Origin of the sequence: Roseovarius aestuarii (assembly GCF_019966515.1) — a bacterium.
Classification (GTDB): Bacteria; Pseudomonadota; Alphaproteobacteria; order Rhodobacterales; family Rhodobacteraceae; genus Roseovarius; species Roseovarius aestuarii.
On the sequence record NZ_JAIMIB010000006.1, the window covers coordinates 163,986 to 177,231 of the forward strand.

The 13,246-nt window shown below is 61.4% G+C and carries 13 protein-coding genes; all 13 read left to right on the top strand.

Annotated elements, in window-relative coordinates; translation table 11 throughout:
- The first annotated feature begins 34 nt into the window (after window positions 1-34).
- On the top strand, window positions 35-952 hold the full coding sequence (locus LC334_RS10010; protein WP_085800269.1) for a branched-chain amino acid ABC transporter permease: 918 nt from the start codon (window positions 35-37) through the stop codon (window positions 950-952).
- Entirely contained in the window at window positions 953-1,936 is a 984-nt protein-coding gene (locus LC334_RS10015) for a branched-chain amino acid ABC transporter permease (RefSeq protein WP_085800268.1), read from the top strand.
- Window positions 1,929-2,684, top strand: coding sequence for an ABC transporter ATP-binding protein (locus tag LC334_RS10020; RefSeq protein WP_085800267.1), 756 nt, complete (start codon window positions 1,929-1,931; stop codon window positions 2,682-2,684). Before LC334_RS10015 ends, LC334_RS10020 begins: the two co-directional genes overlap by 8 nt.
- A complete protein-coding gene (locus LC334_RS10025) occupies window positions 2,681-3,370 on the top strand; it encodes an ABC transporter ATP-binding protein (protein ID WP_085800266.1) in 690 nt (229 codons plus the stop codon). The genes LC334_RS10020 and LC334_RS10025 overlap by 4 nt, the downstream gene beginning before the upstream one ends.
- Before the next feature lie 152 nt (window positions 3,371-3,522).
- Window positions 3,523-4,227, top strand: a complete 705-nt coding sequence (locus LC334_RS10030) for a GntR family transcriptional regulator (RefSeq protein ID WP_085800265.1) — start codon at window positions 3,523-3,525, stop codon at window positions 4,225-4,227.
- Window positions 4,217-5,125: a dihydrodipicolinate synthase family protein gene (locus LC334_RS10035; RefSeq protein ID WP_085800264.1), complete on the top strand. Its 909-nt coding sequence runs from the start codon at window positions 4,217-4,219 to the stop codon at window positions 5,123-5,125. Before LC334_RS10030 ends, LC334_RS10035 begins: the two co-directional genes overlap by 11 nt.
- Window positions 5,122-6,612 carry an aldehyde dehydrogenase gene (locus LC334_RS10040; RefSeq protein WP_085800263.1) on the top strand — a complete coding sequence of 497 codons (1,491 nt, stop codon included), beginning with the start codon at window positions 5,122-5,124 and terminating at the stop codon, window positions 6,610-6,612. Before LC334_RS10035 ends, LC334_RS10040 begins: the two co-directional genes overlap by 4 nt.
- Window positions 6,609-8,159, top strand: a complete 1,551-nt coding sequence (locus tag LC334_RS10045; protein WP_085800262.1) for a trimethylamine methyltransferase family protein — start codon at window positions 6,609-6,611, stop codon at window positions 8,157-8,159. Before LC334_RS10040 ends, LC334_RS10045 begins: the two co-directional genes overlap by 4 nt.
- On the top strand, window positions 8,159-9,265 hold the full coding sequence (locus tag LC334_RS10050; protein WP_085800261.1) for a mandelate racemase/muconate lactonizing enzyme family protein: 1,107 nt from the start codon (window positions 8,159-8,161) through the stop codon (window positions 9,263-9,265). The genes LC334_RS10045 and LC334_RS10050 overlap by 1 nt, the downstream gene beginning before the upstream one ends.
- Window positions 9,266-9,268: 3 nt before the next feature.
- Window positions 9,269-10,459: a cytochrome P450 gene (locus LC334_RS10055; RefSeq protein ID WP_085800260.1), complete on the top strand. Its 1,191-nt coding sequence runs from the start codon at window positions 9,269-9,271 to the stop codon at window positions 10,457-10,459.
- Entirely contained in the window at window positions 10,456-11,184 is a 729-nt protein-coding gene (locus LC334_RS10060; RefSeq protein ID WP_085800259.1) for an SDR family NAD(P)-dependent oxidoreductase, read from the top strand. Before LC334_RS10055 ends, LC334_RS10060 begins: the two co-directional genes overlap by 4 nt.
- Window positions 11,181-11,915 carry an SDR family NAD(P)-dependent oxidoreductase gene (locus tag LC334_RS10065; RefSeq protein ID WP_223412940.1) on the top strand — a complete coding sequence of 245 codons (735 nt, stop codon included), beginning with the start codon at window positions 11,181-11,183 and terminating at the stop codon, window positions 11,913-11,915. The genes LC334_RS10060 and LC334_RS10065 overlap by 4 nt, the downstream gene beginning before the upstream one ends.
- The gene (locus LC334_RS10070) at window positions 11,912-13,243 is read left to right on the top strand and encodes an NAD(P)/FAD-dependent oxidoreductase (protein WP_085800258.1); all 1,332 of its coding nucleotides are present in this window, start codon (window positions 11,912-11,914) and stop codon (window positions 13,241-13,243) included. Before LC334_RS10065 ends, LC334_RS10070 begins: the two co-directional genes overlap by 4 nt.
- The last annotated feature ends 3 nt before the right edge of the window (window positions 13,244-13,246 follow it).

A 13,246-nucleotide genomic window follows, 5' to 3' on the forward strand; every position in this document is an offset into this window, starting at 1 on the left:
GGTAGGGCAGGCGCGAACACCCCCGGACGATCAAATGCCCCTTCTTCTATTCATCGAGCAGCTTTTGAACGGCCTCCAGTTCGGCGTGATGCTGTTTCTGATGGCCGCCGGTTTGACGCTGGTCTTCGGCGTCATGGGGCTGATCAACCTCGCGCATGGCTCTCTCTACATGATCGGCGCCTTTGCGGCGGCGGCGACTGCGGCCGCCACGGGGTCGTTCCTGCTGGCGCTGATGGCCAGCCTTGCTGTCGCGGCCATTGCCGGTGTGATTGTCGAGATGACGGTGATGCGACGGCTTTATGACCGCGATCACCTCGATCAGGTGCTGGCGACCTTTGCGCTGATCCTGATCTTCTCTGAAGGCACCAGATGGCTTTTCGGATCGTTTCCCCTCTATCTCGACACGCCTGCCTGGCTCAAGGGCAGCACGCAGCTGCCCTTTGGCATCACCTATCCGAAATACCGCCTTGCCATCATCCTTGTGGGTCTTGCCGTCGCTGCCGGGCTTTTTCTGATGATCGCCCGCACCCGCATCGGCATCCAGATTCGTGCCGGTGAAAATGACCGCGAGATGGTGGGCGCGCTTGGTGTCAACATCGCCCGGCTTTACACGCTGGTCTTTGCCCTTGGTGCCGCGCTTGCGGGGTTTGCGGGCGCGCTGATCGGCGCGATCCAGTCGGTGCAGGTCGGCATGGGAGAGCCGGTGCTGATCCTCGCTTTCGTCGTGATCGTCATCGGCGGTATCGGATCAATCAAGGGCGCATTTATCGGGGCCATTCTGGTGGGCCTGACCGACACGCTAGGCCGGTCGCTGCTGCCGCTTTTCTTCGGGGTGTTCATGGACACGTCATCGGCCACTACCATTGGCTCGTCACTCGCTTCCATGTCGATCTACATCCTCATGGCGGCAGTGCTGATCTTTCGGCCTCGCGGCCTGTTCGGGGCGGCCTGAATGATCCGCGAAACCACCCTCAACGCGGCCCTTCTGGTCCTGCTTCTGGCAGTGCCTCTGGCCGCGCTGATACTGGACGAGCTGTTCATCATCACGCTGGCCACCCGCGCGGTAATCTTTGCCATTGCCGGCATCGGGCTGAACCTCGCGCTTGGCTTCGGCGGGCTGGTCAGCCTTGGCCACGCGGCGTTTTTCGGCATAGGCGGCTATGCAATGGGCATCCTAGCCTATCATGCCCAAACCTACACGCCGCTGATCGAATGGCATTTCGTGATCGACGGCACCAAATCCATGCCGGTGATCTGGCTCACCGCCACCATCGCCAGCGCCATCGCCGCCCTTGGCATCGGCGCGCTGTCACTGCGTACCTCGGGCGTCTATTTCATCATGATCACGCTGGCCTTTGGCCAGATGTTTTACTTCTTCACCATCAGCTGGCCCGCCTATGGCGGCGAGGATGGCCTCTCGATCTATGTCCGCAACGGGTTCGCGGGCTTCAACACGATGGACCCGATCACGTTTTTTGCCATCTGCTATGCGATGCTGCTGGCCGTTCTGTGGCTGGTCGCGCGCCTCGTCCGCTCGTCCTTCGGTCTTGCCCTTGGTGCCGCGCGCCAGAATGAAGACCGCATTCAGGCGGTGGGTCAGCGCCCGTTCACGCTCTATCTCGCGGCCTTCACCATCTCGGGGGCGATCACCGGTCTGGCAGGCGCGCTTTTTGCCGATCTCAACCGCTTCGTCAGCCCCACGATGTTCAGCTGGCAAACCTCTGGTGAGATCATGGTTTTCGTCATCCTTGGCGGTGTCGGGCGGGTCTATGGCCCGGTGGCGGGGGCGGCAATGTTCATCCTGCTCGAACATGTGCTGGGGGGCCTCAGCGAGTTCTGGCATATCTATCTGGGGGCGATCCTGCTGGGGATCGTGCTGTTTGCGCGGGGCGGCCTCATCGGCCTGCTGGCGGGGCGGGAGGTGGCGGATGACTGACGCTGTTCTTGCCACCAAGGGCATCACCAAAAGCTTCGGCGCGCTCACAGCCAGCAAGGACATCTCACTCGATCTGCGCGCCGGTGAAATCCACGCGCTGATCGGCCCTAACGGCGCGGGCAAATCAACGCTGATCAAGCAGATCACCGGAAGCCTGCGCCCCAATAGCGGCAACGTCATTTTTGGCGGCACCAACGTGACCACCCTCAGCGCCGCCGCCCGCGCCCGTCTGGGCATGGGTCGGACCTTCCAGATTTCCGCATTGGCGATGGACTATACCGTGCTGCAAAACGTGGTCCTCGGTGCGCTTGGACAGCGTGGCGGCGTGTTTCGCCTCTTCAATCGTGTCATGAAAGATCAAGAGCTGCTGACCATCGCTGATCAGGCGCTTGAACAGGTTGGTCTGAGCGATGTCCGCAATACCCGCACGTCCGAGCTGTCTCATGGCCGCCGCCGCCAGCTAGAGGTCGCCGTGGCGTTGACGCTCAAACCTCGTGCCTTTCTGATGGACGAACCGATGGCGGGTCTGGGCACCGAGGGCACGGCGCAGATGGTGGCGCTACTCGACAGGCTGCGCGTACAGGCGCCGATCCTGCTGATCGAGCACGACATGGACGCGGTCTTTGCCCTGGCCGACCGGATCAGCGTGCTGGTTTACGGCCAGATCATCGCCACAGGCACCGCCGCCGAGATCCGCGCCAACCCGCAGGTACGCGAAGCTTATCTGGGTGAGGAGGCCTTGACATGAGCCTGTTGTCCCTCCGGAATGTCACGGCTTTTTACGGGCCTTCGCAGGCACTTTTTGACGTGTCGTTCTCGCTGGACGAAGGGCAGGTGCTGGCGCTTCTGGGGCGCAACGGCATGGGCAAGTCTACAACCGTCAAGGTGATCTGCCGCCTGCTGGGAAACCCCGACGGTAAGGTCACGTTTGATGGTCGCGACCTGACCGCGCTGCCGTCGTTTCGCGCGGCCCGCCTTGGCATCGGTCTGGTGCCCGAGGGTCGTCGCTGTTTCACCAACCTTACCGTGCATGAAAACCTGATCGCCGCCGCCCGTCCCGGCGACTGGACCTTTGAAACCGTTGCACAGCTTTTCCCGGCCCTCGCCGAGAGGCGCGATCAATCCGCTGCCTCGCTCTCGGGCGGCGAACAGCAGATGCTCGCCATCGGCCGTGCGCTGATGACCAATCCCCGCCTGCTGATCTTGGACGAGGCGACCGAAGGGTTGGCTCCGGTCATCCGGCAACAGATCTGGGCCGCCATCGCCCGATTGAAGCGCGACACCGGCATGGCCATTCTGGTGATCGACAAATCCCTGTCCGAACTTGCCGCCGTCGCCGACCGCGCTGTCATCCTTGAAAAGGGCCGTTCGGTCTGGGCCGGTGATTTCGGCGATCTGACAGCGGATCTGACCGACCGGTATCTCGGGGTCTGACCGCCTTTCCTCTTCATTGCGCTCATCAAATTTGAAACGTACGTAATTCGCGTACATGCCGTACGGGACGTACGTTTTTCCATATCGGGTCAGGATTTTTCTGGACTCGGTATTCGAAGTGTATACAAAATGTATTCAAGTGAGGAGAATCGATGTCCAAAGACAAGAAACTTGCCTGTCTCGAAGACCTGCGCATGCGTATCCTGATGCTGGATATCGCGCCGGGAACTGATCTGGACGAGGTATCCCTATGTGATCACTACGGTATCTCAAGGACGCCGATGCGCGAGGTTTTTCAAAGGCTTAGCGGTGAAGGTTATTTGCGGATCGAACAGAACCGGGGGGCCAAGGTGGCGTCGATGGATCTGGGCGTCATGCGCATGTTCTTCCAGACCGCGCCGATGATTTATGCCAATGTGGCTCGTCTGGCCGCCGAAAATCGGCGTACTGACGAGATTCCGCCGCTTAGGGCCATTCAGGAACAGTTTCGCGCCGCTGTTCTGGCCGGAAATACCGGCCAGTCTGCCCTGCTAAACCATTCATTTCATGAACAAATTGGCGTCATGTCTCACAACCCGTACCTGCGCGCCAGCCTGGGACGGATGCTGATCGACCACACCCGCCTTAGCCAGACATTCTACCGGCCCAAATCCGAAGACGAAAAGACACGTGTTATCAGTGCGATAGATCATCACGACGCGATGATTGTCGCGATCGAGCGTCAGGAACCGGCCATCATTGTCGACCTGACCATCGACCACTGGAACCTCTCCCGCGACCGGCTTGAACAATTCGTCTCGCCAGATCCTCTGCCGCTGGATGTGATTGCAATGAAGGAACATAAACATGCGCTTTGAAGGCATCTACACGCCGATCGTGACACCCTATCACGATGACTTTAGCGTGAATGAACAAGCACTTGCCGACACGGTCGAGTTGCTGATCGGGGCCGGGGTACATGGCATCATCGTGGCGGGCACGACCGGCGAATACTACGCGCAGACCTTTGATGAACGCATCTGGATGATGAAGCGCGTGCACAAGCTGATCAAGGGTCGCGTGCCGATGATCGCGGGCACCGGCGACATCCGGACCGAAAACAGTATCGAATATGCCAAGGCTGCCAAGGGGTTAGGGGCTGACGCCCTGCTGATCGCGACCCCGCCCTATTCCTGCCCCACCGGGCGCGAAGTGGCGTTACATTGCCTCGCTGTTGACCGCGCCGCCAACATGCCGGTGATGCTGTACAATTATCCGGGCCGGATGGGCGTGAACATGGACGAAGAGACACTGGACCGTTTGGGCCGCTCTCCGAATTTCTGTGCAATCAAGGAAAGTTCTGGCGATATCAACCGGTTGCACATGCTGGCGCGGGACTATCCGCATATTGCGCTCAGCTGCGGCATGGACGATCAGGCGCTTGAATTCTTCGCCTGGGGCGCCCGAAGCTGGGTCTGTGCAGGATCCAATTTCGCGCCCGAGGCGCACATCGCGCTTTATCAGGCTTGTGTGGTTGAGGGCGATTTCACCAAGGGCCGGGCGATCATGTCAGCGATGCTGCCGCTGATGCGCGTCCTCGAACAGGGTGGCAAGTTCGTGCAATGCATCAAACACGGCCTGACCATGCGCGGCATTCCCGGCGGCCCGCCACGTAAGCCCCTGCACCCGCTCAACAAAGACGACAAACGCGCGCTTGAGGAAGTGATCCGCACCATGAACACGGCGATAGCCCAAATCACAGGAGAGGCCAAATGACTGACCTTCTGACCCGCGAAGAATATGGCGCCATCGCCGCCGAGATCGACCTGCCCGCGACCCCGTTTATCGACGGCAAGTTCCAGAAGGGTTCCGGCCCGATGATGGATACGGTGAACCCGGCCACCGGTGAGGTTCTGACCAAGATCAGCACCGCGAACGCCAAAGACGTTGATTTTGCGGTAAAAAAAGCGCGCGAGGCGTTCGAGCAAGGCCACTGGTCTCGCCTGCATCCGTCCGAGCGCAAGGATGTGCTCATTCGCATGTGCAAGCTGATCACCCGCCGTCGCCACGAGCTGGCGGTGATGGAAAGTCTCGACAGCGGCAAGCCGATCAGGGATTGCGAAACGATCGACATCCCCGAGACCATCCACACGATCAAATGGCACGCGGAACTTGTCGACAAGATCTATGACCAGACTGGCCCGTCTGGCGATGATGCGATCTCGATGATCGTGCGGGAGCCTTTGGGTGTGGTCGGCGTGGTGCTGCCGTGGAATTTCCCGCTTCTTATGATGGCGTGGAAGATCGGCCCGGCGCTGGCGGCTGGCAACTCGGTCATTGTGAAACCCGCTGAGCAGACCAGCCTGACCGCGCTCCGGCTGGCCGAGATCGCCCATATGGCCGGTGTGCCGCGCGGTGTGTTGCAGGTGCTGCCCGGCGATGGCCCCTCGGTGGGCGAGCCACTGGGGCTGCATATGGATGTCGACATGGTCAGCTTCACCGGCTCGACCGAAACCGGCAAACGCTTCCTGCGCTATGCCGCCGACAGCAACATGAAGGAAATCACGCTGGAATGCGGCGGCAAGAACCCCGCCGTTGTGCTGGCGGATGCGGAAAACCTGGATCATGTGGCCGAACATGTGGTCAATGCGGCTTTCTGGAACATGGGTGAGAACTGCTCGGCCAGTTCCCGGCTGATCGTACATAAATCGGTCAAGGAGCCGTTGATGGAACGCATCCTGGCCCGCACGCGGGACTGGAAAACCGGCGATCCGCTGGACCCGCAGAACCATCTGGGCGCGCTGATCGATGCGGAACATTGCAAGAAGGTCGGCAATTACCTGAAGGGCAAGGCGCTGGTCGGTGGCAAGACCAAGGGCAATTTCGTGCCGCCCACGATTTACGAGGTCAAACCCTCGGACGAGAAAGCCCGGGAAGAGATCTTCGGCCCCATCCTCAGTGTCATTGAGGTCGCCAGCACCGAAGAGGCGATCCAGATTGCCAACGACACGTCCTATGGCCTCGCGGCCTCGGTATTCACCGCCAACACACGGCAAGCCATCCGCGCCGCGCGCGAGATCAAGGCAGGTACGGTGACTGTCAACTGCTACGGCGAGGGCGACATCTCGACACCCTTTGGCGGCTTCAAGCAATCGGGTTTTGGTGGACGCGACAATTCCGTCCACGCCCATGACCAGTTCACCCAGCTCAAGACAATCTGGATCGACCTCAGCGATCCATCCGAAGGGGACAATGTTGGATGAGCGTTGACGCAGTAGGCACTGTCCGTCGCGGACGTGGGGCACGGAAGTCGGCGCGACAGGCGCGGGATTTCACCATGTTGCCAGCGCTCAAACGCAACCTGCCGCTGACCGAGCCGATGGATGCCGAACAGATCGAACGGATCGATGCGGCCTCGATGCATATCCTGGAAAACGTAGGCGTGCATTTCCGCGATGATATCGCGCTTGAGGACTGGCGCAGGGCCGGGGCCAAGATCATCGGTGAAACCGTTTATCTCGATCGCGGGTTGGTGCGGGAACTCATTGCCTCGATCCCCGAAACCTTCACCTATCACGCTCGTAATCCGGCCAATAACCTGCCCTTCGGCCGTGATCACGCGATCTTCGTGCCCATGACCGGCGCGCCCTATCTGCGCGATCTGGATGACAAGCGCCGCAATCCGATGATGAAAGACCTGTCGAACTTCCACAAACTGGCGCATATGCTGCCCGCGATGCATTCCTCGGCGCATCACATTGTTGAGCCCTACGATCACCCGATCAGCCAGCGGCATCTGCGCATCACCTATTCCTCGATGAAGCATTCCGACAAGACCTTCATGGGCATGACCACCAGCCCGAAGAATGCAGAAGATGTGATGGAGATGTGCGCCATCCTTTTCGGCGAGGAGTATCTGGAAACCCATCCGGTCTGCACTGGCAATTGCAACGGCAACTCGCCACTGGTGTGGGATGAAACCATGCTGGGCGCGATGCGGGCGTTCAATAAACGCAACCAGCCGGTGCTGTGCTCGCCTTTCGTGCTGGGCGGGGCCAACACGCCCGCCTCGGTCGCGCCGACGGTCGCGCAACTGAATGCGGAAGCCCTGAGCGCGCTGGCTTACACGCAGGTCGTGCGCAAGGGGTGCCCGGCGATCTACGGGCACTACCTTTCCACCGTCAGCATGAAATCCGGCGCGCCGATGGCGGGCACTCCCGAGATATCACTGATGAACCTGATGATCGGTCAGATGGCGCGGTATTACGGCGTGCCGTGGCGCAGCTCGAACACGCTGGGTGGTGCCAAGACCTTCGACGCGCAGGCAGGCTACGAGTCAGCCACAACCCTGATGGCACTGCAGATGGCTGGCACCAACTATATGTGGCATTCCGCTGGCTGGAACGAGGCCGGGATGCATTGCTCGATGGCTAAATTCGTTGTTGATGCAGAACAATGCGCGATGGCTTACCGCATGGCCGAGGGCATTCGCTGGGATGATTTTGACGAGGCGCTGGCGGCGGTCGGCGATATCGGCCCCGGCGGGCATTATCTGGGTCATCCGCACACGCTGGAGAACTTCCAGCGGGCGTTTTTCATGCCCGAGCTTTTCGACAATAACTCGATCGAGCAATGGCAGGCCGAGGGCGGTGTCGAAATCAATGAACGGGCGCTCAAATACACCCGCGATCTGCTGGGCAGCTACGAAGAACCCAAGCTGGATGCAGGTGTGAATGAGGCGTTGCTGGACTATATCGCGCGGCGCGAACGCGAAATTCCCGCCGCCGACGCGCTCAATCAGGATTACTGATGCGTATCGCCGAGGTTCATATTTTCCAACACGATCTGCCGGTCAGGAATGGCCCATATACCATGGCCAACGCGCAGGTCTGGGCGCTGGACACGACCCTGGTGCGCATGGTCTCGGATACCGGTCTGGAAGGCTGGGGCGAGACCTGCCCGGTTGGCCCTACCTATGCCGAGGCCCATGCCAAGGGCGCGCGTGCGGCGCTGATGGAAATGGCACCGGGGCTGATCGGGGCAGAGGTGGTGCCGCTGACCCTGCACCGGGCGATGAACCGGCTCTTGAACGGGCACAATTACGCCAAGGCGGCGGTGGATATTGCCGCATTTGACCTGATCGGCAAGGCAACCGGCCTGCGCGTCGCGGACTTGCTGGGAGGTGTCGCGACCGAAAGCGTGCCCTCCTACTACGCCACCGGCGTGGGGGAACCCGACGAAATCGCGCAGATTGCTGCCGAAAAGGTGGCCGAGGGCTACCCTCGTCTGCAAATCAAGGTTGGTGGCCGCCCGGTCGAGGTGGATATCGCCGTTATCCGCAAGGTCTGGGAAACCGTTGGTGGCAAGGCGCGCCTCGCGGTCGACGGCAACCGTGGCTGGGCCACACGGGATGCGCTGCGGGTCAGTCGCGAATGTCCGGATATCCCCTTCATCATGGAACAGCCCTGCAATACCATCGATGAGTTGCGCCAGATCCGCGCGCAGGTCAGCCACGCGATCTACATGGACGAAAGCGCCGTCGATTTGGGCGCGGCCATCAGCGCTGCGGGCACTGGGCTGGTTGACGGGTTCGGCATGAAACTCACCCGGATCGGCGGGCTGCAGCGCATGGCGGCGTTCCGCGATATCTGCGAGGCGCGGAGCCTGCCGCATACCTGCGATGACAGTTGGGGCGGAGATATCATCGCCGCCGCCTGCACTCATATCGGGGCCACGGTGAACCCGCGATTGCTCGAAGGTGTCTGGCTGGCAGCGCCCTATATCGAGGGCAATTACGATCCGGAAAACGGCATCGGGATCGAGGGTGGCCATATCGCCTTGCCGCAGGGGCCCGGCCTTGGGGTTGTGCCTGATGCCGCGCAGTTTGGCCCACCTGTCGCGTCTTTCGGGGGCTAGGCGATGTCGGGCGCGCTGGCATATCTGGACCTTGCTGATCCGGGGTTTTCAACCCGCGGGGCCGAGGTTCTGGCCGCGCGCGACGCGGATTGGTGCGCCGAGACGCCGTATGGCCTGGCCGTGCTGCGCTACCGCGAAGTCGGCAAGATCCTGCGAGACAAAAGGTTCCGGCAGGGTAGCCACAACTGGCCCGATACCGTGGGGATCAGCGGCAGGTTCGCCGATTTCTGGCGGCAATCAGTCATCGGCCAGGAAGGCCCGGCACATCAGCGTATGCGCGCCCTCGCCGTGCCCGCGCTGAGCGAAGATTATGTGACCGGATTGGCGCCCACCTTTCTGCGTATCGCCCGCGATCTTTGTGCCGCGCTGCGGCAGAGCGACCATGCGGAATTTCAATCGGCTTTCAGCGATCCGTTCACCGGGCAGGTCATCGCCACGCTGATGGATCTTTCGCCGGATGAATGGCCGGGCGTCGCCCATGATGCCTCGGAGCTGGGACTGGCGATGGGCATCACCGCCAAACACTACGAGAGTCGTTGCAATGCCGCTTGCGACCGCCTGTTCGATCTGGCCGCGCGGCTGGTGGACCGGGTGCGGCAGGGGCGCGATACCGACAGCTACGTCGCCCGGATGGTGGCGGAATTCGACCGCAACGGTGATTGCAGCCACGAAGAATTGCTCAACACCATCGTCATCTCGATCTTTGGTGGCGTCGATACCACCCGCGCGCTTCTGGGGCTTGGCCTGTCGCTTTTCATCGAGTACCCCGCGCAATGGCAGGCGCTGCGCGCAGATGCCGCGCTGATCCCGGCGGCGGTCGAGGAGTTCATCCGTGCCCGTCCGACAACCACCTGGGCCACGCGCGAGGCCACTCAGCAGATTGAGATCAGCGGCCGCACCATCGCCAAGGGCACTGTCCTGCACCTGCTGATCCATGCCTCGGCGCGCGATCCCGAAACCTGCGATAACCCGGCTTTCGACATCACCGTGCCGCGCAGGCAACATTTCGGTTTTGGCGGCGGCGCGCATCACTGCATCGGGCATTTCGTGGCCCGCACCGACATGGCCGCCGCCCTGACCGCCCTGCGCGAGACTTTCGCCACAATCGCTTATGACGGCCCACCCGAATGGATGCCCGACAGTGGCAATACCGGGGCCATCATCCTTCCGATCAGATACGAGGTCAGCACATGAGATTTGACGGCAAAACCGCACTGGTCACCGGTGCCGCCGGTGGCATCGGCAAGGCGCTTGTTGCCACGCTCAGGGCCGAGGGTGCACGGGTGGCGGTAACGGACCGAGATACATCCGGGATCGAGGCCGACGCCCATTTCGACGGCGATCTGCTGGACAAGGCCTTTTGCGATGCGCTGCCGGGCCAGGTGACCGAAGCGCTTGGCAGCCTCGATATCCTCTGCAACAACGCGGGCGTCATCACCCGGGGTGACATCACCCAGGCCACCGATGCCGATTATGCGCTGACCATGGGCGTGAATGTCGAAGCGCCATTCCGGCTGTGCCGCGCGGCCATCCCGATCATGGCGCACACCGGCGGCGCCATCGTCAACACCGCATCTTGCTGGGGCCTCAGCCCCGGCCCCAGCCATCCGCTCTACATCATGTCCAAGGCGGCGATCGCGTCGCTCACCCAATGCCTCGCCCGCGATCACGCGCCGCAAGGCATCCGCGTCAACGCCGTTTGCCCGAACGAGGTCAACACGCCGATGCTGCGTACGGGCTTTGCCATTCGTGGGCTCGATCCCGACAAGGCGGTGGAGGCGCTGAATGACAGCGTTCCCCTCGGGCGGATCGCCGAGCCCGAAGACATTGTTGATGTCATTACTTTCCTGGCCTCGGATGCCGCGCGTTATGTGTGCGGTGCGCTCATTGAGGTCAACGGCGGGAAACCGGTGGGATGATGATGCGTTTCGAGGGGCAAACTGCGCTGGTCACCGGGGCATCCAGTGGCATGGGACAAGCCACGGCGCAAATGCTGGCCAATCAGGGCGCACGCGTTTTTACCGCACAGCGTGGTGAGGCGGCGCATGAGGTGATCCTCGCGGATTTTGCCGATCCGGCGACGCCTGAGAAAGTCATCGCCCATATCGCGCAGGCCGCCGGGCGGCTTGATATCCTGATCAACAATGCCGGTGTCATGCGCGAAGGCACCGTGGACGAAGGCAGCGAGGACGACTGGCATCTGCAATTGCAGGTCAACTTGACTGCGCCTTACCTGCTCATACGCCACGCCATGCCGCTCCTGAAACAAGGCGGCGGTGCAATCGTTAATGTGGGCTCCATCGAGGGGCTGGGATCGAACCCCCGGCATCCGGCCTATTGCGCCTCAAAGGCGGGGCTGCACGGGCTGACCCGCGCGGTGGCGGTCGATCACGGCCCCGATGGTGTACGTTGCAACGCGGTGGCGCCGGGCTGGATCGACACGCCGCTCAATGTCGATTTCATCAACAGCATGGGTGACCCGGACCAATTCCGCAAAGAGATCGGGCACATCCACCCCATTCGTCGTACCGGCGCGCCCGAAGAGGTGGCCCGATTAATCTGCTGGCTGGCCTCGGATGATGCGAGTTTTGTCACCGGTCAGATCTACACCATCGACGGTGGCCGCACCGCGCAATTGAGCCTGCCATGAAAGTCAATCGCCTGCCTGTCGACACCGGTATTTCCGGTTGGAATGCCATCCTGCCCACACCTGACGCGCCAGATGAACTGAGCGATAACATTACCGCCGATTGGCTGGTGATCGGCGGCGGCTTCGCAGGTCTTTCTGCGGTGCGACGGTTATCCATTCTGCATCCGGGGGATCGCATCGTGTTGTTGGAGGCCAAACGCATCGCGGACGGCCCCGCCGGGCGCAACACCGGTTTCATGATCGACCTGCCGCATCACCTGACCTCGGTGGGATATGGCGGCCAGATGGAACGTGACCGCAAGGATGCTGCTGCCAACCGCGCGGCGATTGAATTCGCCGCCGAGATGGCAGCCGAGTTCAACCTGAGCCAGGAGGCTTTCGACCGTCCGGGCAAGATCAATGCCGCCGCTTCGGATCATGGCCACGCACACAATCTGGAATATTCGCAGCACCTGACCAATCTGGGTGAGGTGCATGAGATGTTGGATGCGAGCCAGATGCGGGCAATCACTGGAAGCGACTATTATCAAAGCGGCCTGGTGACCCCGGGTGCTGGCCTCGTTCAGCCCGCGCTTTATGTGCGTAATGTAGCAAAAGGTCTGAAGTCCAACAGTGTAAGCATTTACGAAAACGCCCCGGTGATCCGGTTGCAGAGGGATCGCGACTGGACAGCAGTAACACCGCTGGGCTCGGTCAGCGCCCCCAAGGTCATTCTGGCGGTGAACGGCCATGCTAACAGCTTCGGTCACTTCAAGAGCCGGTTGATGCATATCCATCTCTACGGCTCGATGACCCGCGCCCTGACCGCTGATGAGGTTCGGCGCCTTGGCGGTGATCGCCGATGGGGCCTGACGCCTGCCGATCCGATGGGCTCCACCGTGCGGCGTATCTCGGGCACCGGTGGCGACCGGATTATTATGCGCAACCGGTTCAGCTATGATCCGTCCATGCAGGTGAGCAAAGCCAAGGTTGGCCGGATGGCGCGTGATCACGAAAACAGCTTTGCAGCGCGGTTTCCGATGCTCAAGGATGTCGAGATGGAGTTTAGCTGGGGCGGGCGGCTCTGTCTCAGCCGGAACGGTGCGCCTGCGCTTGGGGAGGTGGAAGAGGGGCTCTATTCCGCCTGTTGTCAGAACGGGCTGGGCGTCGCCAAGGGGACGCTGCATGGTATGTTGATGGCCGATCTGGCGTCAGATGTCAGTTCGGAATTGCTGGATCAGGTGATGGATCAGCCCCAACCTGCGCGCTTGCCGCCCGAGCCATTTGCCACCCTTGGTGCCAAGGCGGTGCTGCGGTGGAGCGAATACAAAGCAGGGCGTGAAATCTAGGGT